This window comes from Brevundimonas poindexterae (genome assembly GCF_020524625.1).
Lineage (GTDB): Bacteria > Pseudomonadota > Alphaproteobacteria > Caulobacterales > Caulobacteraceae > Brevundimonas > Brevundimonas poindexterae_A.
The window spans coordinates 1,159,900-1,181,569 of the sequence record NZ_JAIVLL010000001.1; the positions used below are offsets into that span (position 1 = coordinate 1,159,900).

Annotated in this window: 18 protein-coding genes; 8 read left to right on the top strand and 10 right to left on the bottom strand. The window is 68.1% G+C overall.

The window, feature by feature from the left end; translation table 11 throughout:
* Window positions 1–113: 113 nt before the first annotated feature.
* From LC068_RS05960 to LC068_RS05990, 7 genes are all read right to left on the bottom strand, one after another.
* Window positions 114–302, bottom strand: a complete 189-nt coding sequence (locus LC068_RS05960) for a hypothetical protein (protein WP_226635320.1) — start codon at window positions 300–302, stop codon at window positions 114–116.
* A gap of 49 nt (window positions 303–351) precedes the next feature.
* Window positions 352–1,776 carry a tetratricopeptide repeat protein gene (locus LC068_RS05965; RefSeq protein ID WP_226635323.1) on the bottom strand — a complete coding sequence of 475 codons (1,425 nt, stop codon included), beginning with the start codon at window positions 1,774–1,776 and terminating at the stop codon, window positions 352–354.
* A gap of 57 nt (window positions 1,777–1,833) precedes the next feature.
* Window positions 1,834–2,499 carry a glutathione S-transferase family protein gene (locus LC068_RS05970; protein WP_226635328.1) on the bottom strand — a complete coding sequence of 222 codons (666 nt, stop codon included), beginning with the start codon at window positions 2,497–2,499 and terminating at the stop codon, window positions 1,834–1,836.
* Window positions 2,500–2,535: 36 nt separating this feature from the next.
* Window positions 2,536–3,078, bottom strand: coding sequence for a hypothetical protein (locus tag LC068_RS05975; protein ID WP_226635329.1), 543 nt, complete (start codon window positions 3,076–3,078; stop codon window positions 2,536–2,538).
* A 59-nt stretch (window positions 3,079–3,137) separates the two neighbouring features.
* Window positions 3,138–6,437 carry a carbamoyl-phosphate synthase large subunit gene (gene carB / locus LC068_RS05980; protein ID WP_226635332.1) on the bottom strand — a complete coding sequence of 1,100 codons (3,300 nt, stop codon included), beginning with the start codon at window positions 6,435–6,437 and terminating at the stop codon, window positions 3,138–3,140.
* A gap of 16 nt (window positions 6,438–6,453) precedes the next feature.
* Window positions 6,454–6,768 carry a ribonuclease E inhibitor RraB gene (locus LC068_RS05985; RefSeq protein WP_226635333.1) on the bottom strand — a complete coding sequence of 105 codons (315 nt, stop codon included), beginning with the start codon at window positions 6,766–6,768 and terminating at the stop codon, window positions 6,454–6,456.
* Window positions 6,769–6,886: 118 nt separating this feature from the next.
* On the bottom strand, window positions 6,887–7,591 hold the full coding sequence (locus LC068_RS05990; RefSeq protein ID WP_226635335.1) for an HAD family hydrolase: 705 nt from the start codon (window positions 7,589–7,591) through the stop codon (window positions 6,887–6,889).
* A gap of 41 nt (window positions 7,592–7,632) precedes the next feature.
* Between LC068_RS05990 and LC068_RS05995 the strand changes: the two genes are divergently transcribed.
* From LC068_RS05995 to rpoD, 6 genes are all read left to right on the top strand, one after another.
* The gene (locus LC068_RS05995; protein WP_226635337.1) at window positions 7,633–8,322 is read left to right on the top strand and encodes an SDR family NAD(P)-dependent oxidoreductase; all 690 of its coding nucleotides are present in this window, start codon (window positions 7,633–7,635) and stop codon (window positions 8,320–8,322) included.
* Between the two features lie 108 nt (window positions 8,323–8,430).
* On the top strand, window positions 8,431–9,234 hold the full coding sequence (locus LC068_RS06000; RefSeq protein ID WP_226635339.1) for a hypothetical protein: 804 nt from the start codon (window positions 8,431–8,433) through the stop codon (window positions 9,232–9,234).
* 107 nt (window positions 9,235–9,341) lie between these two features.
* Window positions 9,342–10,496, top strand: a complete 1,155-nt coding sequence (gene carA, locus LC068_RS06005; protein ID WP_226635341.1) for a glutamine-hydrolyzing carbamoyl-phosphate synthase small subunit — start codon at window positions 9,342–9,344, stop codon at window positions 10,494–10,496.
* A 50-nt stretch (window positions 10,497–10,546) separates the two neighbouring features.
* Window positions 10,547–11,680, top strand: coding sequence for a patatin-like phospholipase family protein (locus tag LC068_RS06010; RefSeq protein WP_226635343.1), 1,134 nt, complete (start codon window positions 10,547–10,549; stop codon window positions 11,678–11,680).
* 63 nt (window positions 11,681–11,743) lie between these two features.
* Window positions 11,744–13,618, top strand: a complete 1,875-nt coding sequence (gene dnaG / locus LC068_RS06015) for a DNA primase (protein WP_226635345.1) — start codon at window positions 11,744–11,746, stop codon at window positions 13,616–13,618.
* A 77-nt stretch (window positions 13,619–13,695) separates the two neighbouring features.
* Window positions 13,696–15,645 (top strand): RNA polymerase sigma factor RpoD, encoded by a 1,950-nt coding sequence (rpoD, locus tag LC068_RS06020; protein ID WP_226635347.1) that lies wholly within the window; start codon window positions 13,696–13,698, stop codon window positions 15,643–15,645.
* 30 nt (window positions 15,646–15,675) lie between these two features.
* Here rpoD and LC068_RS06025 read toward each other — a convergent pair whose 3' ends face one another.
* From LC068_RS06025 to LC068_RS06035, 3 genes are all read right to left on the bottom strand, one after another.
* Window positions 15,676–17,814, bottom strand: a complete 2,139-nt coding sequence (locus tag LC068_RS06025) for a histidine kinase dimerization/phosphoacceptor domain -containing protein (RefSeq protein WP_226635349.1) — start codon at window positions 17,812–17,814, stop codon at window positions 15,676–15,678.
* Window positions 17,807–18,394: a biliverdin-producing heme oxygenase gene (locus LC068_RS06030; protein WP_226635351.1), complete on the bottom strand. Its 588-nt coding sequence runs from the start codon at window positions 18,392–18,394 to the stop codon at window positions 17,807–17,809. The genes LC068_RS06025 and LC068_RS06030 overlap by 8 nt, the downstream gene beginning before the upstream one ends.
* Before the next feature lie 115 nt (window positions 18,395–18,509).
* Window positions 18,510–18,857 (bottom strand): DUF1428 domain-containing protein, encoded by a 348-nt coding sequence (locus tag LC068_RS06035; protein WP_209117223.1) that lies wholly within the window; start codon window positions 18,855–18,857, stop codon window positions 18,510–18,512.
* Between the two features lie 60 nt (window positions 18,858–18,917).
* Here LC068_RS06035 and LC068_RS06040 point away from each other — a divergent pair, with 60 nt between their 5' ends.
* Window positions 18,918–19,583 (top strand): winged helix-turn-helix transcriptional regulator, encoded by a 666-nt coding sequence (locus LC068_RS06040; protein ID WP_226635354.1) that lies wholly within the window; start codon window positions 18,918–18,920, stop codon window positions 19,581–19,583.
* A gap of 122 nt (window positions 19,584–19,705) precedes the next feature.
* Window positions 19,706–21,652: a DEAD/DEAH box helicase gene (locus LC068_RS06045; RefSeq protein WP_226635356.1), complete on the top strand. Its 1,947-nt coding sequence runs from the start codon at window positions 19,706–19,708 to the stop codon at window positions 21,650–21,652.
* Window positions 21,653–21,670: the final 18 nt, after the last annotated feature.

Genomic DNA, 21,670 nt, shown 5'->3' on the forward strand with positions numbered 1-21,670 from the left:
AGGGTGGTGAGTTTCTTGTTTCGCCCGACTGAGGAGGGGATGGTCAACCTTGGCAGAAGGTCGCGGGGCGCACGCGACCGGGGCAAAGAGGATAGGTCAGGCTTTTGCCAAACTCAAGCGGTGGGCCGAACGGTGGTGCGGCGCACCTTGCGCATCAGACTGCGCGTCAGCCAGGCCAGGGTCCCGAGGGCGAGGACCATGAAGAGCACCGACACAATCGCCAGCTTCGCGAACATCAGCGCGAGGCTGAAGGCGACGACCACGAGGGCCAGGGCGAGGATGTACAGGGCTGCGATCTTCATGCCCGGTTAACGCGGCATGCGCCTGCCGGTTTCCCGGAGGGCGGGTCGATCAACGCGATTGTGAAGGATTGGGCGCGCCTGTGTCCCAGGCAGCACGCACCAGGGTGCCGAACACCGCGCGGCGGGTGTCCCACGGGTCGAGGTCGCCATTGGCACGCGCGTCCCGCAGCCGATGGACAGCCGCGTCGGCGGTCTGCCGTGCGAGGGCGAGGGCCGCGTCGCTCTGGCCGCTGTCCAGCCAGGACGCTGCCAGCCGCTGATCCCGCATCAGCCGCCGGGGATGGCCATCGGGCAGATGGTCCGTGGCAAGGTCGCGCGCCCGGGCAAAGGCCTGAATGGCCGCCTGCGGATGGCCCAGCGCCCGCTGGTTGTCGCCCAGGGCGAACCAGGCGGAGCTTTCCGCTTCCCACCCGGCCCCGCCCCCGGTGAGCAGCGCCAAAGCCTCGCGGTGCAGGGGCTCCGCCTCTTGGTGGCGGCCCAGACGGTCGAGGGCAGAGGCCTGCATCGACAGGCTGGACGCCGCCGAAAGCGATTGCCCGCCCTGTCGCTTCATCTCCACGGCCGCTGCCAGAATGGCCTCGGCCTCGCCGGCGCGATCGAGCGCCATCAGGGCCAATGCCAGCCGATGCCCATAAACCGCGCGAAGGGCCAGATCAGGCTCGCCCATGAACAGTTGCCGCAGCAGGGGCTCGGCCAGATCGGGACGCCCGGCGGCCATGCGGGCACTGGCGAGACGGTAGAGGGCCGTCGTCGAGCGACGGTCGGCCGCCCCGTGCAGGGTCACATTGCCCTCGACGGCCTGACGAAGGATGGGCAGGGCCGCCCGGTCGTCGCCTGTCAGGTCGAGCCCCGTGCCGTACAGGCCCAGCGCCTCAAGGGTCTGGTCATGTCGGTCGCCATAGAGGGCACGGGAGGCTGCAAGGGCGTCGGCGGCGACCGCGAGCCCTTCTTCAAAGCGGGACTGTCGATAAAGGACGTCCGCCATCTGGGTCAGCCCCCGGAGACGCAGTTCTGACGACAGGTCCGGCTGTCCCAGAAGGGTGGTCAGGAGGGCTTCCGCCGCGGTGTTGCGATCCAGCTCGGCCAGCAGGCCGGCACGGTAGAGGTCGGTGGCCTGGCTGAAGGCGGTCGTGTCCCAGCCCAGCGCGGTCCAGCGCGAGGCGACATGATCCAGCCGGGCCAGCGCCTCGTCCGGCCGGCCCAGCTCCCCGAGCGCAAAGGCGGAGTTTGCCATCAGGTGCAGGGTGACCGGGTGGTCCTCACCCAGCTCTGCGCGGGCCCGGGCCAGAGCGGGCCCGGCCAGTGCGAGGGCCGCTTCAGGACCCTCTTCGACGCGGACCGACTCGACCAGACGGGCCTCGGCCTCAAGCGCCGCGCGGGCCTCGGCCACGTCCGGCCCGGCGATCTGGGCCAGACCGGTCTCGGGCAGGCCGCACAGGCCGGCGAGCAGGCTGAGCAGGAACCAGACTTTCATCAGACCTCCAGTCTGGCAGACCGGATGGCTCCGGCCTACTGACGGCATCCGACGCGATCAGGCGTAGCTGTAGGGCCCGCCGCGCTCCAGCGCCCGCTGATAGGCCGGGCGCGCGTGAATGGTTTCCAGGAAGGCCTTCAGCTTCGGCCGGCGGTCAAAGCCGGGAATGCGGGTGGCGCCCGCCTCGATCGGAAAGCTCATCATGATGTCGGCGGCCGAGAAGGCCCCGCCCGCGAACCAGGGATGAGCCGTCAGTTCCGCTTCCCAGAAGTCGATATGGGTCTGGAGCTGGGGATCGATGAAGCCGGACTGGGCCTTGGCGGCGATGGATTTGACCAGCGGTCGCACGAGACCGGGCGCCCGTTTCGGCAGCTGGCCGAACACCAGCTTGAGCAGCAGGGGCGGCATGGCCGAGCCCTCGGCATAGTGCAGCCAGTAGCGATAGCGGCGGCCCGCCTCGGTGCCGGACGGCGGGGCCAGACGCCCCTTGCCGTGGGTCTCGATCAGATAGTCGATGATGGCGCCGGTCTCGGCCACGCGCACGTCACCGTCATCGATCACCGGCGACTTGCCGAGCGGATGGATGGCCTTCAGCTCGGGCGGGGCCAGCATGGTTTTCGCGTCGCGCTCATAGCGTTTCACCTCATAGGGCAGGCCCAGTTCCTCGAGCAGCCACAGGACCCGCTGGGACCGGCTGTCGTTCAGGTGGTGCACAGTGATCATGGGGACATCCGACGCGCTGGAGGGGTGATGTCCGGATCAAAGCCCGCCTTGCAAGGCCATGTCCAGCCCGACCACGGCGGTAACGGCCACGCTGGCGACTGCCCAGGCCAGAAGATTGGCCTTCCACCCGATCCGGAGGTGGCGGGCACCCCAGATCGTCATCCCGACCAGTACAGCGACCACAAGGGCATGGCCCGACCACCGTCCCCACCCCATCGCCAGGGTGATGGCGGCCTCGTCGTTCGGCTGCATCATCGTCATGACCGCGGCCATGAAGCGCATGAAGGCCGCCGAGAACAGGACCGCGTAGGCCGCGAGACTGCCGCGTGTCAGGACCAGCGCCAGCCCCAGCAGGGCCTGAAGCAGCGTCACGACCACGCCGCCGGCGCGGACGGCGATCATGTGTTCGACAGGAATCGACGGGTCGCGCACGCCCGCGCTGTTCAGGCTGAAATAGGCCTCGTAGCCCAGGGCGCGGCCTGCAGCCCAATGGCCGGCCTCGTGCACCACGAACGTCAGGACCATCAGCCCGAAGAGCTGGGCGTAGAATCCCGCTCCAATCCGCTGTCGTCTCACCATGACGTCCCTCCCCGACCCATCAGGCCAGCCGGGGAGGCCGTTGTCCCGTTAAACTTCTGTCAGGCGTAAGCCTGCAGCGGGCGGACGTCCAGATCGTCGTTGCGGATGGCCGCGATCGCCTGGACGGCCGCAAGGGCGCCGGCGGTCGTGGTGTAATAGGGGATTTTCATCATCAGGGCCGTGCGGCGGAGGCTGAAGCTGTCCTGCAGGGACTGCTTGCCCTCGGTGGTGTTGAAGACCAGCTGGACCTCGCCGTTCTTCATGGCGTCGACCACGTTCGGACGGCCTTCCAGCACCTTCTTCACATGGCCCACGGGCAGGCCTTGCTGGACCAGCCAGGCATGGGTGCCGCCGGTGGCGATGACGTCAAAGCCCTGTTTCAGCAGCAGGGTCACCGGCTCGACGATGAAGGGCTTGTCGGAATCCTTGACCGAGACGAAGGCACAGCCCTTGACCGGCAGGGTGGTGCCGCCGCCGATCTGGCTCTTGGCAAAGGCGCGGGCAAAGGCCTCGGCCATGTCGGGTTCGCCCTCGCGCTTCCAGTCGAGGCCCATGACCTCGCCGGTCGAGCGCATCTCGGGCCCGAGGACCGTGTCGACGCCGGCGAAGCGGGCGAAGGGGAAGACCGCTTCCTTGACCGCGATATGGTCATAGGGGCGGTGCTCCAGCCCGAAGGAGGCCAGCGGCTCCCCGGCCATCACCTTGGCCGCGATGGCCGCGATCGGCTGGCCGATGGTCTTGGCGACGAACGGGGCCGTGCGGCTGGCGCGCGGATTGACCTCCAGCACGAAGATGCGCGGATTGTCCGAGTGCGGCTCCTCGATTGCGAACTGGACGTTCATCAGACCGCGCACCTTGAGCGCGCGGGCCATGGCCTCGGTCTGACGCATCAGCTCGGCCACCACTTCCTTCGACAGGGAATAGGGGGGCATGGAGCAGGCGCTGTCGCCCGAGTGAACTCCGGCTTCCTCGATATGCTCCAGCACGCCGGCCACGAAGACGGTTTCGTCATCGCACAGGGCGTCCACATCGACCTCGGTTGCGCGATTCAGATAGTGGTCGATCAGGACCGGATCGTCGCCCGAGACCTTCATCGCCTCGTGGACATAGCGGTCCAGCTGTTCGCGGTCGTGGACGATCATCATGCCGCGGCCGCCCAGCACATAGGAGGGGCGGAGCACGACCGGATAGCCGACCTGTTCGGCCTTGGCGGCGGCCTCCTCGGCCGAGCGGGCCAGGGCGTTGGGCGGCTGCATCAGGCCGATATCGTTCAGCATCTGCTGGAAGCGCTCACGGTCTTCGGCCAGGTCGATGGAGTCGACCGAGGTGCCGAGGATGGGCACGCCGTCTTCCTGCAGGGCATGGGCCAGCTTGAGCGGGGTCTGGCCGCCGAACTGGACGACCACGCCCGCCAGTTCGCCCTTCGACCGCTCGACGTCGATGAGCTCCAGCACGTCCTCGGCCGTCAGCGGCTCGAAATAGAGGCGGTCGGAAGTGTCATAGTCGGTCGAGACCGTCTCGGGGTTGCAGTTGACCATGATCGACTCGACGTCGATCTCGGCAAAGGCAAAGGCCGCGTGACAGCAGCAATAGTCGAACTCGATCCCCTGGCCGATCCGGTTGGGACCGCCGCCCAGGATGATCGCCTTCCTGCGGTCCGAGGGGCGCGACTCACACTCGGGCACCTGGCCGAACGCGCCGGTCTCATAGGTCGAATACATATAGGCGGTGGCCGAGGCGAACTCGGCGGCGCAGGTGTCGATGCGCTTGAACACCGGGCGGACGTCCAGCCCGCGACGGGCCTTGCGGACGGCGGCCTCGGTGGTACCGGTCAGGGCGGCAATGCGGGCATCGGAGAAGCCCTTGGCCTTCAACTGCCGGAAGGCGCGCGCCTCGCTCGGCAGGCCGCGGACCCGCAGATGGCCTTCCTCGCGCACGATGTCGGCGATCTGGCGCAGGAACCACGGCTCGTACGAACAGGCGGCCTGGACTTCCTCGACCGTCAGGCCGTGGCGGAAGGCCTGGGCGATGACGCGGATGCGGTCCGGCGTAGGCGTGCCCAGCGCGCGGACCACGGCAGCCCGGATGGCGCTGTCGTCGTCGGTGTCGGTGGTGCCGTCGATCTCGATCTCGTCGAAGCCCGACAGGCCGGTTTCCAGCCCGCGCAGGGCCTTCTGCATCGATTCCTGGAAGGTCCGGCCGATGGCCATGACCTCGCCCACCGACTTCATCGAGGTGGACAGCAGGGGCTCTGAGCCGGGGTATTTCTCGAAGGCGAAACGGGGGATCTTGGTGACCACATAGTCGATCGAGGGCTCGAACGAGGCCGGGGTCACGCCGGTGATGTCATTGGTCAGTTCGTCGAGGGTGTAGCCGACCGCCAGACGGGCCGCGACCTTGGCGATCGGAAAGCCGGTGGCCTTGGACGCCAGCGCCGAGGAGCGCGACACGCGCGGGTTCATCTCGATCACCACCATGCGGCCGTCGTCGGGATTGATGGCCCACTGGACGTTCGAACCCCCGGTCTCGACCCCGATCTCGCGCAGGACGTTGATCGAGCCCGTGCGCATCCGCTGATATTCCTTGTCGGTCAGGGTGAGCGCGGGGGCGACGGTGATGGAATCGCCCGTGTGGACGCCCATCGGATCGACGTTCTCGATCGAGCAGATGATGATGCAGTTGTCCGCCTTGTCGCGGACGACCTCCATCTCATACTCCTTCCAGCCAAGGACGCTTTCCTCGATCAGCACCTCGGTGGTCGGCGACAGGTCGAGGCCGCGCTCGACGATCTCGCGGAATTCCTCGACATTGTAGGCGATCCCGCCGCCGGTTCCGGCCAAGGTGAAGGACGGGCGCACGATGGCGGGCAGGCCGACGAAGGCGAGGGCGTCCTCGGCCTCGTCGATGTGATGGATGGCGCGCGAGCGGGGGCTTTCCAGACCCAGCTTGTCCATGGCGTCGCGGAATTTCTGGCGATCCTCGGCCTTGTCGATCACCTCGGCGCGGGCCCCGATCATCTCGACGCCCAGACGGGCCAGCGCGCCCGACCGCTCGAGGGCAAGGGCCGTGTTCAGCGCCGTCTGGCCGCCCATGGTCGGCAGGAGGGCGTCGGGCCGCTCCTTCTCGAGGATCTTCTCGACGAACTCGGGCGTGATCGGCTCGATATAGGTGGCGTCGGCCACCTCCGGATCGGTCATGATGGTGGCGGGGTTCGAGTTCACCAGAATGACCCGGTAGCCCTCGGCCTTCAGCGCCTTGCAGGCCTGCACGCCCGAATAATCGAATTCGCAGGCCTGGCCGATGACGATCGGGCCGGCGCCGATGATCAGGATCGACTGGATGTCTGTGCGTCTGGGCATCGCGGGCCTCTTCTTGTCAGTTCGTCACGACCGCACACTCCCAGCCGTCATAGTCGAGCTGGAAGGCCGCGGCCCAGGATTGCATCATGGCGGAAACGGGCGCGAACGAGGTCTCGTCCACCGCCATGGTCGTTTCCAGAATGGTCGAGTCGTCGGCGCCGCGCGTAACGAAGCCGGCCCGGCGGGCCACCTCATTCAGGTCGTCGTGGTCGCCTTCGCCGTAGAAGTAGAACAGGGTGTGACGCGGGGTGACGCCGCTGTCGCCGTGCTCCGCCAGGGCCGCCCGGATCATGGCATCACGCTCGTCATGCGGGATATCGGCAGCGGTCACGAAGGGCCTGTCCTCTGGCGCGCGAAGACGCGCCGCGGGCGGGGCCCGGCGCGGTCGCATCTGGTTGTCGGTTAAGCGGCCGGTCTAAAGACGCGGGCCGCCGCTAGCAAGGCCTGAATCAGCCCGGATCGCGATCAATCCGCGCCAGCCATTCCGGCAGCTCGTCGAAGCGGGCCAGGGTGACATAGCGGGGGTGCCCCTCGGGGGCGTCGGCCAGTTCGTGGGCCCAGGTGACCTCATAGGGAATGTGCACCCCCCAGGCGCCGGCCTCGAGCGCCGGCAGCACGTCGGAGCGCATGGAATTGCCGACCATGACGCCCTCTTCCGGACCGGTGCCGTGGCGGGCAAAGACCCGCTCATAGGTGGAGCGGTCCTTCTCCGAGACGATCTCGACGCCCGAGAACAGCTCGCCCAGACCCGAGGCGGCCAGCTTGCGTTCCTGATCCATCAGGTCGCCCTTGGTCACCAGCACCAGCCGGTAGGTGTCGGTCAGGTGCGCCAGGGTCTCGGCGACACCGGGCAGGGTCTCGACGGGATGAGACAGCATTTCCCGTCCGGCGGCCAGGATTTCGCGTATGGCCGAGGACGGGGGGTTGCCGTCGCACAGCTCCATGGCCGTCTCGATCATCGACAGGGTGAACCCCTTCACCCCATAGCCGTAGAGTCGGAGGTTGCGGCGCTCGACCTCGGCCAGCCTGTGCGAGATCACCGCATTGTCGTGATCGGTCAGAAGGTCGAGAAACCGGGCCTGGGTGAGGCGAAAGATCGTCTCATTGTGCCAGAGGGTGTCGTCGGCATCGAGGCCGAGGGTGGTGATGGGCATGGGCGCTGCCTAGCACCGGCGTCCGTTTCTTGGGAGAGGTGATGAGCGAGACATCTGCAGTCGTGATCGGCGCCTCGGGCGGAATCGGGGCGGCGCTGGTCGAGGCGCTGGAGACGGCAGGGGGGCATGCCGTGGTGCATGCCCTGTCCCGGTCCCGGACCGGGCTGGACCTTGAGGACGAGGCCTCGATCGCGGCGGCGGCGCAGGGCGTGGCGGACGGGCCGCCCCCTGCCCTCGTGCTCGTGGCGACCGGCGTACTGCATGGCGACCATGCGCCCGAGCGGACCTATCGGGCGCTCTCGGCCGAGCATCTGCTGCGGGACTACCGGCTGAATGCCGTGGGGCCGGCGCTGGTGGCCAAACATTTCCTGCCGCTCATGCCGCGCACCGGCCGGTCGGTGTTCGGCGCCCTGTCGGCGCGGGTGGGCTCGATCGGCGACAACCGACTGGGCGGCTGGCACGCCTATCGGGCGTCCAAGGCGGCGCTGAACATGCTGATCCGGAATCTGGCCATTGAACATGCCCGCACCCATCGCGAAGGCATTGTCGTGGGTCTGCACCCGGGCACGGTAGCGACCGATCTGAGTGCGCCCTTTCAGGCCGGGGTCGCGCCGGACAAGCTGTTCACGCCCGCGCGGGCGGCGGACCAGTTGCTGGCGGTCACGGCCGCGCTCTCGCCCGCCGACACCGGCAAGGTGTTCGCCTGGGACGGCCAGCCGATCATCCCCTGACCTCCGACAGGGTGAATGGTGGATTCACCGGGTTTCTTGAACCTTCCTTCAGAGTGCAGCCTCAAGCTGCATGAGCCGGAAACCCGGTTGTCACCTGGAGGGTGACCCATGGCCCTCTTCCCCTACGGTCCTCAGGACAGGGCCGGACTGACAGACCCCAACCTCATCGGGACGGCCAACCCGTCGCAGCCCCCCCGTCGCTATCAGCCGGAAGAGGCCAGTTTCAGCCTGACCAGCCGCGGGCGACGCGGCCTGTCCATCAGCCTGATCGCCCAGGACATCGTCGACCTCGATACGGGTCAGGCGGTGTCGCGGCGCGTGCGCCGGATCATCCGGCACACGGGGGGACAGGCGGGCCTCAGCCTGTTCGGGCGCGGGACGCTGGAAGGATCAGACCTGAGGCGGATCGATCTGCAGACGCTGCGCATGGGGGTGACCCTGCTCAGGCGCACGCCGGGGCTGACCGGGGTGTTGCCGGTGTTCTGGCGGACGCTGGCCACCAGCCACGGTCGGTTTGCCCTGCTGTACGCCGGAACCCACGACGAGGCCCAGCCGACCGGCCTGTCGCTCGAGATCATGGGCGGGGCCGAGAGCTCGCGTCTCGATGCCGTGGCCGAGGTGGTCGAACAGTTCCGGACCGGGCCGATCGGCATGATCCTGCATGCGGCGCCCGACCCCGGTCTGGTCCGCCAGCTGGCGGGCATTCACGCCGCCTGTATCACCCTCGACTTCGCCGGGGTCGATCATGTGTCGGCGGACGGCAAGAGCGGCGCGCGGGACCTGATTTCTGTCGCGCGGCAGGTCGTGCCCCAGGTTCTGCTGGTCAATCTGCGGCCGGAATGGGCCCCCGCCGCCCACGAGGGCGGGGCCACCCACGCCGTCTTTGCCCCCATGGAAAAGCTGAGCCTGTAACGGTGCCGGTTGACCGCGCGGTCCGGGCCTCCTAACACCCTGCCGCTTCCGGCCCCTGTCGATACGCGACGGGTGCGCGGGGGCGAACTCCGCGATAGGATGCCGCCATGACCCGAACCCTTCCCGGCGTAACCGGCGTGCTGGCGCTCGCTGATGGTACCATTCTGCAGGGCCTCGGCTGCGGCGCAGAGGGCGCGGCCCTTGGCGAGGTAGTCTTCAACACCGCCATGACCGGCTATCAGGAAATCCTGACCGACCCCTCCTACATGAGCCAGATCCTGGCCTTCACCTTCCCGCACGTCGGCAATGTCGGCGTGAATGCCGAGGATGTGGAGCAGATGGGCGAGAGCGCGGCCACCTCGGCGCGCGGGGCCATCTTCCGCGACGTGCCGACCGCGCCGGCCAACTGGCGCTCGGGACAGTCGTTCGACGCCTGGATGAAGAGCCGCAATGTCGTCGGACTGGCCGGCGTCGACACCCGCTCCCTGACGGCCCGTATCCGCGAGAGCGGCGCCCCGCACGCGGTGATCGCCCACAGCGCCGACGGCCAGTTCGATCTGGACGCCCTGATCGCGCAGGCGCAGGCCTGGCAAGGTCTGGTCGGGCTGGATCTGGCCAAGGACGCCTCGACGCTGCAGGCCTTCGACTGGGATCAGGGGCTGTGGGACTGGCCCGAGGGCTATCCCCGGGTCGACGCGGCCGACAAGTCGGTCGTGGTCATCGACTATGGCGTGAAGAAGAACATCCTGCGGGCGCTGGCCTCGACGGGCGCGAAGATCACCGTGGTGCCGGCCACCACGGCGGCCGAGGACATTCTGGCCCGCAAGCCGGACGGCGTGGTCCTGTCGAACGGCCCGGGCGACCCGGCCGCGACCGGCGAATATGCCGTGCCGGAAATCCAAAAGCTGGTGGCCTCGGGGACGCCGGTGATGGGCATCTGTCTGGGGCACCAGATGCTGGCGCTCGCCATGGGCGCAAAGACCATCAAGATGGATCAGGGACACCACGGGGCCAATCACCCGGTCAAGGACCTGACCACCGGCAAGGTCGAGATCGTCTCGATGAACCACGGCTTCACCGTGGACCGCGACAGCCTGCCCGACGCTGTGACCGAGACCCACGTCAGCCTGTTCGACGGCACCAATTGCGGCATCGCGCTCAAGGACAAGCCGGTGTTCAGCGTCCAGCACCACCCCGAGGCCAGCCCCGGGCCGACCGACAGCCTGTATCTTTTCGAGCGCTTCCGTAAGCTGATGGCCTAGTTCGGACGGGGGCTGCGGCCCCGGTCGTCTGATCCGCGAAGGGAGACCCCATGGTTCGCCTCGCCCTCATCGCCTGTCTCGTGCTGGCCACCGGCGCCTGCGTCAGCGGTGAGCGCTCCAGCTTCGGACCCGAGGCGCGCATGGGCGCGATGCCGATGGGCCTCAAGGCGCCCGAGAGCGACCCCTATCGCTTCTATCTGGACGATCCCGATCAGGTGGGCGTGTTCGAGGCCCGGCTGCGCGAGGGCGTTCCCATCGGTCCCGACGGCCATCTGGACCTGGTCGCCCTGTCCGGCGGCGGGTCGAACGGCGCCTTCGGGGCGGGCGTGGTGGCGGGATGGACCGCTTCGGGCGAGCGCCCAGACATGGAGGTCGTGACCGGCGTCTCGACCGGCGCACTGGCCGCTCCGTTCGTCTTCCTTGGCCCAGACTGGGATGATGAGCTGGCCGAGGCCTATACGGGGGGCGCGGCCAGCAATCTGCTGCAGCCGCAGGGATTGGGGGCGTTCTTCGGCTCGGGCCTCTACAAGGGCGATCCCCTGCGCGAACTGGTCGAGCGCTATATCGATGAGGCGGTGGTCGAGGCTGTCGCCGCAGAGGCCGCCAAGGGGCGTCTGTTGCTGGTGGCGACGACCGACCTGGATGCGCAGCGGGGCGTCGTCTGGGACCTCGGCGCCATCGCGCAGCGGGGTGGACCCGAGGCCCTGGCCCTGTTCCGCAATGTCCTGATCGCCTCGGCCAGCGTGCCGGGCGCCTTCCCGCCCGTGCTGATCCCCTCCGAGGGCGACGGCCAGCAGTTCGAGGAGATGCATGTCGACGGCGGGGTGGCCACGCCCTTCCTCGCCCTGCCGGAGACCTTCTGGTCCTTCCACGACGAGACCGGGGCCCTGAACGGGGGGCGCATCCATGTGATCGTCAACGGCCGGACGGGACCGGCCTTCAAGGTCACCGAGGACAGTTTCGGCCGGGTTCTGGAGCGCAGCCTCGACACCCTGATGCTGACCAGTCTGGTCAATACGCTGGCGGGCAACCGGGCCTTCGCCGAGCGCAACGGCATCGCCTTTCGCTATGCCACCCTGCCGGAGGATACCGCCGGTGATCCGCTGGACTTCAGCGTCGAGTCGATGCGGAAAATCTACGAGGTCGGCCGCGCCGGCGCGACGGACGGGTCGATCTGGCGCTAGGGCGGCAGCCGGGACCGCCCGAGGTCCCTGCCGCGCGCGCGAAATCCGGTCTATAGGGACGCGGTGAGGTTCGACGAACGATACATCGAGGAGCTGAAGTCGCGGCTGCGACCGTCGGACGTGATCGGCCGTACGGTGAAGCTGAAGCGTCAGGGGCGGGAGTTCGTCGGCCTGTCGCCCTTCACCAAGGAAAAGTCCCCGTCGTTTTTCGTGAATGACGAGAAGGGCTTCTTCCACGACTTCAGCTCGGGCAAGCACGGCGACATCATCAGCTTCCTGCAGGAAACCGAGCGGCTGAGCTTTGTCGAGGCGGTCGAGCGGCTGGCCAATGAAGCGGGGCTGGCCCTGCCCGCGCCCGATCCACAGGCCGCTGCCCAGGAGCAACGCCGCAGCACCCTTTTCGACTGGACCGAGCTGGCCATGAAGTGGTTCGCCGCCAATCTGCGCCGCTCGGTCGGGACGGGCACGCGCGAGTATCTGAAAAAGCGCGGCCTGCCCGAGGACCAGTGGGAGCGGTTCGGCCTCGGCTATGCCCCCAACGACCGCGAGGGGCTGAAGACCGCCCTGATCCAGAAGGGGGCGACGCCGGGCGATCTGGTCGAGGCCGGTTTGCTGATCTCGCCCGAGGGCGGCGGATCGCCCTATGACCGGTTCCGCGACCGGCTGATCTTCCCCATTCTGGACGATCGCGGGCGAGTGGTCAGCTTCGGCGGCCGGGCGATGAATCCCGACGACCGGGCCAAATATCTGAACGGCCCGGAGAGCCCGCTCTTCCACAAGGGGGCGACGCTGTACGGCATGCCCGAGGCCCGGAAACTGCTGGGCAGCTCGAAACAGGCGGGGCTGGTGGTCGTCGAGGGCTATATGGATGTGATCGCCTGTCAGAGGGCGGGCATTCCGGCGGTCGCGCCCATGGGCACAGCCCTGACCGAGGAGCAGATGGCGCGGCTGTGGCGCGTCACGCCCGAGCCGATCCTGTGCTTCGACGGCGATGCGGCCGGGCAGCGGGCCGCCGGCCGGGCGGTGGAACGGGCCCTGCCGCTGCTGAAGCCGGGGCGGAGCTTCCGCTTCTGCCTGCTGACCGACGGCCGGGATCCCGACGACATGTTGCGCGAGGCGGGGGCGCCGGCTCTGCGCGAGGCGCTGGCCCGGACCCGGCCCTTCGTCGAGGTGCTGTTTCAGAAGGAGGCCGAGGCCGAACCGCTGGACACGCCCGAGCGGCGCGCGGGGCTGAAGGCCCGGCTGCGGCAGGCGACCGAGGCGATCACCGACCGGGATCTGGCCGAACAGTATCGGCGCGACCTGTTCGAGCGGTTCGATGCCGTCATGCCCGGTCGCTCCCCCCGCACCGCAGGGCGCCCGGACCGTCCCGGGCGTGAGTGGCGTCGGGGTGCACCCCCCGCCCCGCTGGGGCAGACGCCCGAGGGCGCCGAGGCTCTGCATGCCTTCAACCGCTCGATCGAGCCGATGGCGGCCGCCCTGGCCCTGGCCGCGCTGGCCGATCCCGAGCGACTGGACGCCCATCTGGAGACCGTGGCCGAGACCGGCTTTGGCGATCCGGCGCTTGAGGGCCTGACCCAGACGATGGTCGGACACCGGCTGAGTGGCCCTTCCTCCCTTGACTCTGGTGCCCTTCATCGCCATCTGGCGCAATCGGGTTACGAGGCCCTGTTGCACGAGGTCGAGAAGGCGGCGGCGAAGTCCGGCGCGCCTTTCCTGGCAGAAGACCTGCCCCTCGGCGAGGCCCGCACCCTGTGGTCGCAGGCGTTCGAAGCCCTGACCCGCATCGCGGCGTTGGAGCGGGCGCTGGCCCTGGCGAAGTCGGAGGCCCACCGGGCGTTCGACAGTTCGGCCTTCACACAGCTGAAGGCGGAACGTGATGCCCTGCGGCGTGCGATCAAGTCGGGAAGCCTTTGGGAAGACACCGCAGGAGCCTAACGAGGGCGCGGGCGTTTTCCTGTTCATATAGTGCCGTTTAGCCACAGTGCGGCGGCAGGTCGGAGACGGATAACGGGATGAGCGCGCAGACGGACACCCAGGAGAACGAAACCTCGAACGACGGTCCCCTGCTCGATCTGACCGATGCCGGCGTCAAGAAATTCATCAAGCAGGCCAAGACCCGTGGCTATGTGACGATGGAGGACCTGAACAAGGTCCTGCCGTCCGAAGAGGTGACCCCCGACCAGATCGAGGACACCTTGGCCATGCTATCCGAGATGGGCGTCAATGTCGTCGAGGCCGAAGAGGACGGCGAAGCCGCCCAGGGCACCGAGGTGGCCGAAAAGGCCGAGACCTCCGTCTCCGAGACCGACGCCAAGCCGACCTATGACCGCACAGACGACCCCGTGCGCATGTATCTGCGCGAGATGGGCTCGGTCGAACTGCTGAGCCGCGAGGGCGAGATCGCCATCGCCAAGCGGATCGAGGCCGGCCGCGACGCCATGATCTCGGGCCTGTGCGAGAGCGCCCTGACGTTCGAGGCCATCATGGTGTGGCGCGACGAACTGCTGAACAACCGGATCCTGCTGCGCGAGGTCATCGACCTCGACGCCACCTATGGGGTGCTGAACCCCGCCAGCCTGCCGCACAACCAGCCGCCTCAGCCGATTCCCGGCCAGCCCAAGCCTCCGCGCACCGCCGAGGAAGCGGAGAAGGAAGCCGAGGAAGAAGAGGACGAGGACGATTTCGACGACGGCGGCGGGATGTCGATCTCGGCGCTAGAGGCCGAACTGCGCGACGGCGTCATGGAAGTGCTGGACGAGGTCGCCAACGACTTCGGCGCCTTCCGCCGGCTGCAGGACAAGTTGGTCGAGGCCCGTCTGAAGGGCGAAACCCTCTCGGCCAAGGACCAGAAGGCCTATGAGGGCCTGTCGGTGGCGATTTCGGATCGCCTCAAGTCCATGAAGCTGAACAACAATCGCATCGAGGCTCTGGTCGACCAGCTGTATGCGATCAACAAGCGTCTGATGTCGCTGGAAGGCCGCCTGCTGCGCCTGGCCGACAGCTATGGCATCTCGCGCCCCGAATTCCTGAAGGCCTATTTCGGCTCGGAGCTCGACCCCGAGTGGGGCGAGCGGGTCAAGGAGCTGGGCGTGCGCTGGACCAAGTTCAGCGAGAACGAATCTGCCCAGATCGGCCAGATCCGCGCTGACGTCGCCGCCGTGGCCTCGGAAGCCGGCCTGCCGATCGACGACTATCGCCGCATCGTCCAGAAGGTGCAGAAGGGCGAGCGTGAGGCCCGTCAGGCCAAGAAGGAAATGGTCGAGGCCAACCTGCGCCTCGTGATTTCCATCGCCAAGAAATACACCAACCGCGGCCTGCAGTTCCTGGACCTGATCCAGGAGGGCAACATCGGCCTGATGAAGGCGGTCGACAAGTTCGAGTATCGCCGCGGCTACAAGTTCTCGACCTATGCCACCTGGTGGATCCGGCAGGCGATCACCCGCTCGATCGCCGACCAGGCGCGCACCATCCGTATCCCGGTGCACATGATCGAGACGATCAACAAGATTGTCCGCACCAGCCGCCAGATGCTGCACGAGATCGGCCGCGAGCCGACCCCGGAAGAGCTGGCCGAGAAGCTGGCCATGCCGCTGGAGAAGGTCCGCAAGGTCCTGAAGATCGCCAAGGAGCCGATCTCGCTCGAGACCCCGATCGGCGACGAGGAAGATTCGCACCTCGGCGACTTCATCGAAGACAAGAACGCCGTCCTGCCGATCGACGCGGCCATCCAGTCGAACCTGCGCGAGACCACCACGCGCGTGCTGGCGTCGCTGACGCCGCGCGAGGAGCGGGTGCTGCGCATGCGCTTCGGCATCGGCATGAACACCGACCACACGCTCGAAGAGGTCGGCCAGCAGTTCAGCGTGACCCGCGAACGGATCCGTCAGATCGAGGCCAAGGCCCTGCGCAAGCTGAAGCACCCCAGCCGGTCGCGGAAGCTGCGGTCGTTCCTCGACAGCTAGGGACGGGACGGCCCTGCGGGGCCACCCCCTCTATTCGTTGCTGTCGAGACGCGCGGGGATGATGAGGTCGGCCGTCAGCCCGGTCTTGCCCCGGCTGTAGGACATGCTGCCGCCCAGCTGCTGGGCCATGGACTCGACCATGCGCGAGCCGAAGCCCTTGCCCTTGGTGTGCTCGCCCTTGCCCTGATCGGCGACGCGCAGGCTGACTCGCGAGTCCAGCGGTTCCAGCGTCACCGAGATCGGCCCCGGCTCGCCGGAATAGGCGTACTTCTGGGCGTTGATCACCAGTTCGGTGAAGATCAGGCCGACGGTCACCGCGCGCTCCGGCTCGATGGCCAGCGGCGCAAGGTCGGTACGGATGTGGTCGCCCCACTCCGGGCCTGAAGCTTCGCCCAGGTCGTCGATCAGCTCGGACAGATAGCGGGCCAGATCGACCGTCTCGACCGTCTCGGACCGGTAGAGGCGGCTGTGCACCAGCGACACCGCCTTGACCCGCCGGCGCGCTTCCTCAAGCGCGGGAGCGCCCGGGCCGCCGCCATGCTCGCGCACCTGCAGGCCGAGGAAGCTGGAGATCAGCTGGAGGCTGTTCTGCACCCGGTGATTGACCTCGCGCAACAGGAAATCCTGGCGCACCAGTCGATGGTCGCGGTCGGCCACCTCGGCCGCGAGACTGCTGTTGCGACGCCTGAGCGCGCGGATTTCGCTGAACTCCACGAGGGCGTCGCGGAAGCGCTGGGCGGATTCGACCTCGGCCGGGGTCCAGGGCCGGGACTGGCCCTGAACGGTCTCCACCCAGGCATCGAACGAGGCGCGCGGCGTCAGGGCCGACGGCGGGCCGTTGCGCACGCCCGCGTGGGGGTCACCGGCCCAGCGGACCGTCTCGACATGTTCGGCGCGGAACCAGAGCAGGCACACCGGTTCGGCCCCGGCCACGACCGCTCCGACCAGACCGCTGGCCTCGCGGACCCACGGCTTGCCCAGCGGCGTCAGCTTCTCGAGGCAGCGACTGACGACCAGCCGGCCGTGCGGACGGCCCCTCAGCCACTCGGCCATGTCGGCCAGGGCCCGTGCGTCAGGCGTCAGGCCGGTCTGGTGGATGTCGCGTTCGCCCACGACCGCGAAGCCGGTAGCTCCAACCAGCCGCATCAGGCTGGGAAGTTCGGTCGCGAGTCCATAAATCAGCGTCTGATCGAGAGGCAAATCCGCAATCAGCCGCTCTTCCATCAGGCGCTGTTCGACGCGCTCGCGATAGGCGGTCGCCTCCATCCGCCCCTGGATCTGGCGGGCGAGGTTGCGGGCGAGAACGGCGGCGACGGCGCGCGTTTCCCGGTCCATCAGGCGTGGAGTGTTGTGGTGGCAGGCGACCAGACCCCACAGGCGGCCGTCGATCACGATCGAGATGGAGGCCGAGGCCCCGACGCCCATATTCCGCAGATACTTCAGGTGGACGGGCGAGACGCTACGCAGCACGCATTCGCTGAGGTCCAGCGGATGATCGCCCTCCGCCGGGCGGAGGGGTCGGGGCGTATAGCCGGCGTCCGGGATGATCCGCACCGGATTCTGCACATAGAGGGCGCGGGCCTGACGCGGAATGTCGCCGGCGGGGAAGTGCTGGTTGAGGAAGGACGCCATGCCCTCGGCATGGGCTTCGGCCACCACGCAGCCCGAGTCATCCTCAAGGAAGCGGTAGATCATGACCCGGTCAAAGCCGGTCAGGCGGCGGAAGGTGCGGGCGGCCTCGTCCGTCAGCTGATCGAGGGTGCGGGTGCGCTCGAAGGCGGCGGCGGCCTCGTCCAGCTGCGCCATGCGGGCCACCGACATGACGCCTTCGTCCGAAGCCCGCTCCAGTTCGACGAGCAGGCCCTGCGGGCCACGAAGGGCCGAGACGTCATGCGGAACGCCGGCCTGGTCCTGCCAACGCCCGACGAAGGTCGAGACGGCAGCCTCCACCTGACGCGCGGCGCGGGCGAGATCGGCCCCGATCAAGTCGGCCAGCGAGCGGTTCAGCCAGTCGTCAACGCCGGTCAGCGCTTCGATATCTCCGGCGCCCTGAACGACGTCGCCGGAATCGGAGAGGCGGAACAGAAGGCCGTGCGGCTGGATGGCGCCCGGGATGTGGATCGGCTCGCGATCGCAATCCGTCAGGGTCAGGTTGGCGGCATCAATCATACAGGGGGTTCTGGGGGATAGCGGGGGAACGAAGGACGGAAAAGGCGAAGTCGAAGGCGTGCCGGGCACCCGAGACAACGCGTCCCGGATCGGCATGTTGCGTGCTGACCTCGCGGTCGATGATCGCCATCACCTGACGCCATCGAACACCGACATCATCTCCATAAAAGCTCAAAAACCCGAGCCCCGTCAAATCGATACCTTGGCCGTACAGCTGGCGCGACAGGACATGCCCCCCGAGAGCCGAGCCCTCGACCACATAGAGCCACCCCAGACCCTCGGCCCGGTCTGCCCCATCTGGCATCAGGTCTACCGGGGGCTCGGCGGCCCCCAATGCCTGAAGGTCGGACCGGAGCACGGGAAGCCGCGAGGCCCGCTCCGGATCATATCCGTCGACCCCCGTCAGTGACCGCCGCAGGACGGCCTCGGCCGCCGCATGAAATCGGTAGAATGCCCGCACCAGACCGAGGCGGTCGTCCGCCCGGCGCACCCGGACCTCGAGGTCGACGGCCTCGTCGAGGCGTTGATGCGCGACGGCCGTGCCTTCGCGGAGGGACTGGATAACGGGAGGGACGCGCACATGCCCAGTCTGCCCGTCTCTGCCTCGCCCGTCGAGCGCGCGACTTCGGGAAAGCGCAAGCCGCTCCCCGCCGTGCCTTTTTTGGACGAGGCGTCCGGCCCGGCGTGCGGACGTCCTAGCCGTCGATCAGGACGTCAAAGCCCGCAAAGATCATGCGTTTGCCGTCGAACGGCATGTCGAGCTTCATCATGCGCTCGTCCTGCATCAGAACCTCCCATGCCGTGTCGCGGGTGGCCTTGTCCGGCCAGGTGATCCAGCCGACTGCGACGGTCTCATCGGTCTTGAGCTGAACGGCCTTCTTGAAGTCGGTGACCTTGCCGTCAGGCACGTCCTCGCCCCAGCATTCGGTGACTTTCAGGGCGCCCTGTTCCTTGAAGAAGACCGTCGACTGGCGCGAATGCTCCAGATAGGCGGCCTTGTTGGCGGTCGGGACCGGGATGACGGTGATGTCGAGAAAGGCCATGACGGGCTCCTGTTGCGTTTCCGTTGAGCAGGTCGCCCGATTGAGTTACATTTGTCAACAATGACGTTAGAAAAGATAACTACGAGGTCGGGCCGATCATATGACGATGCCTGTGGTACCGCGCATGCGCTGGAACTGGTCGGTGAGCGGTGGGCGCTTCTGGTGGCGCGCGAACTGATGTTGGGGCCGAGGCGGTTCAGCGATCTGCGGGCCGCCCTGCCCGGCCTGTCGGCCAATGTGCTGACCCAGAAGCTGGCAGGACTGGAAGACGCGGGGGTGGTGCGGAAACGTCGGCTGGAGCCGCCCGCAGGGGTGCAGGTCTATGAATTGACCGACTGGGGCCTTGAGCTGGAGGAGGCGCTGAAGGTGCTGGGCCGCTGGGCCGCGCGCTCGCCCCGGCATGACCCGACCCTGCCGCTCAGCCCGGTGTCTCTGATGCTGTCGATGCGCACCATGTATGCACCGACCCCGGGCCTTCGGGACATGACCGTGGCCTTTGAGCTGGGCGGAGAGGGCTATTTCGCCCGGATCGACGGCGGTGTGCTGACCACCGGGCGGGGGCGCCCGGACCCTGCCGACCTGAGACTCGCATCGACGCCCGAGGCCGTGGCGGGTGCCCTCTATGCGGACATGCCCTTGCCGGACGCGGCGTTCGAAGTCGGGGACCGGCAGGCATTTGAGACCTTTGCCGGCCTGTTCACCCTGCCGCCGAAGGCGCCCAGGTAAAACCCGCCCCACCATGGCCTTTATCCGTGTATAGAGGCGGCCTCCCTTACCGCCCGGCCCGAGGTTCACGCCTTGGCCGGGCGCGGTCGTTTCGGCGACCCTCTTGCTGTTCAGGACCTTCGATGCCGTTTCCCGCTACCCACCCCGCGCTTGATCGCGCCCTGGCCGACCGTGGCTATGCCGAGCCCACCCCGGTTCAGGAAGCCGTGCTGGAAGGCGACCATTCCGGGGCGGACCTGCTGGTCTCGGCCCAGACCGGCTCGGGCAAGACGGTAGCCTTTGGCCTGGCGGCCGCGCCGACGCTGCTCGGCGAGGCCGAGCGGTTCGGCAAGGCGGACAAGCCCCTGGCGCTGGTGATCGCCCCGACGCGGGAACTGGCCCTGCAGGTCGCGACCGAACTGACCTGGCTGTACGCGGGGACGGACGCCAAGCTGGGCACCTGCGTCGGCGGCATGGATGCCCGCAAGGAAGCCCGCGCCCTGGGCTGGGGCACCCATATCGTCATCGGCACGCCCGGCCGCCTGAAGGATCACATCGACCGCGGCAATCTGGACCTGTCCCAGCTGAAGCTGGTGGTGCTGGATGAGGCCGACGAAATGCTCGACATGGGCTTTCGCGAGGACCTCGAGTTCATTCTGGACCAATCCCCGCCCGAGCGCCGGACGCTGCTGTTCTCGGCCACCATCGCGCGCGACATTGCCCTCATGGCCAAGCGCTATCAGCGCGACGCAGTGCGGATCGATACGACCAACAAGAGCCAGCCGCACGGTGACATCGAATACCGCGCCATGCGGATTGCGCCGAACCAGATCGAACACGCCGTGGTCAATGTGCTGCGCTTCTTCGAGGCGCCGGGCGCGCTGGTGTTCTGCTCGACGCGCGAGTCGGTGAAGCATCTGCAGGCGGCGCTGCGGGAACGCGGCTTCCAGTCGGTCGGCCTGTCGGGCGAGCTGAGCCAGCGGGAGCGTACCGATGCGCTGCAGGCACTGCGCGACGGTCAGGCGCGGGTCTGTGTGGCCACCGACGTGGCCGCGCGCGGGCTGGACCTGCCCGACCTGGGACTGGTCATCCATGCCGAACTGCCGGTCAACCGGGCGACGCTGTTGCACCGGTCGGGCCGGACGGGCCGCGCCGGCAAGAAGGGCGTGTCTGTCCTGCTGGTGCCCAATCCCAAACGCCGCCGGGCCGAAATGCTGCTGTCATCGGCCGGGGTCGAGGCCAGCTGGGATGCCGCGCCGGGCGCCGACGCCATCCGGGCGCAGGACGAGGCGCGCCTGATCGCCGGCTCGATCTTCGATGAAGCCGTGACGGACGAGGATTTCGCCCTGGCAAAGCGGCTGATGGCCGAGCGCACCCCGGAAGAGATCGCCTGTGCCTTCATCCGCCTGCAGCGGGCCAAGATGCCCGCGCCCGAGGAACTGACCGACCCGGGCGAGCGTCCGGCGCGCCGGGAACGCGGCGACGCGGACACCGCCTGGCCGACCGAACGCCTGCAGCCGCACGAAGTGGTGTGGTTCCGCGCCGATGTGGGCCGGAACTCTGCCCCCCGTCCGGCCGATCCCAAATGGCTGATCCCGGTGATCTGCCGTCTGGGCGGGGTCACCAAGCGCCAGATCGGCTCGATCCGGACCTTCGCTCATGAGACGCGCTTCGAGATCGCGCGCGATGCGGTGGACGCCTTCCAGAGCACGCTGGCCGCGGCCAAGAAGCCCGAGATTACGGTCAGCCCCTCGGAGGCCCCCGACGGCGCCTATGAGGCCCGACCCAAGCGGCCCTTCGTCAAGAAGCCCTATGCGCCGCGCGCCGATAGTGAGGCTGTCGGTGGCGAAGACGCGCGTCCGGCCTGGAAGGCCAGGAAGCCGGCCTTCCGCCCCGACACCGGTGCCGCCCCGGCCGAGGACCGCAAGCCGTGGAAGGCCAAGGGCAGCCCCAAGACCAATGGCAAGCTGCGTGGCAACGCCCCGTTCAAGGGCGGCGCCCCCAAGCCGCGCGCCGAGGGCGCTCCTGCTCCGGTCCGCTCCAAGCCGCCGTTCCGCAAGGGCCCCAGGCCCCAGAAGCGGGCGGGCTGATCTGACGTCTTGCCTTGC

Coding starts and splice junctions, on each gene's coding strand:
- LC068_RS06025 (WP_226635349.1), bottom strand. CDS start 17,814: ATGATTGATGCCGCCAACCTGACCCTGACGGATTGCGATCGCGAGCCG.
- LC068_RS05995 (WP_226635337.1), top strand. CDS start 7,633: ATGAGCGAGACATCTGCAGTCGTGATCGGCGCCTCGGGCGGAATCGGG.
- LC068_RS05970 (WP_226635328.1), bottom strand. CDS start 2,499: ATGATCACTGTGCACCACCTGAACGACAGCCGGTCCCAGCGGGTCCTG.
- LC068_RS06035 (WP_209117223.1), bottom strand. CDS start 18,857: ATGGCCTTTCTCGACATCACCGTCATCCCGGTCCCGACCGCCAACAAG.
- LC068_RS05965 (WP_226635323.1), bottom strand. CDS start 1,776: ATGAAAGTCTGGTTCCTGCTCAGCCTGCTCGCCGGCCTGTGCGGCCTG.
- carA (WP_226635341.1), top strand. CDS start 9,342: ATGACCCGAACCCTTCCCGGCGTAACCGGCGTGCTGGCGCTCGCTGAT.
- LC068_RS06040 (WP_226635354.1), top strand. CDS start 18,918: ATGACGTTAGAAAAGATAACTACGAGGTCGGGCCGATCATATGACGAT.
- LC068_RS06000 (WP_226635339.1), top strand. CDS start 8,431: ATGGCCCTCTTCCCCTACGGTCCTCAGGACAGGGCCGGACTGACAGAC.
- LC068_RS05960 (WP_226635320.1), bottom strand. CDS start 302: ATGAAGATCGCAGCCCTGTACATCCTCGCCCTGGCCCTCGTGGTCGTC.
- rpoD (WP_226635347.1), top strand. CDS start 13,696: ATGAGCGCGCAGACGGACACCCAGGAGAACGAAACCTCGAACGACGGT.
- LC068_RS05990 (WP_226635335.1), bottom strand. CDS start 7,591: ATGCCCATCACCACCCTCGGCCTCGATGCCGACGACACCCTCTGGCAC.
- LC068_RS05975 (WP_226635329.1), bottom strand. CDS start 3,078: ATGGTGAGACGACAGCGGATTGGAGCGGGATTCTACGCCCAGCTCTTC.
- LC068_RS06010 (WP_226635343.1), top strand. CDS start 10,547: ATGGTTCGCCTCGCCCTCATCGCCTGTCTCGTGCTGGCCACCGGCGCC.
- carB (WP_226635332.1), bottom strand. CDS start 6,437: ATGCCCAGACGCACAGACATCCAGTCGATCCTGATCATCGGCGCCGGC.
- LC068_RS06045 (WP_226635356.1), top strand. CDS start 19,706: ATGCCGTTTCCCGCTACCCACCCCGCGCTTGATCGCGCCCTGGCCGAC.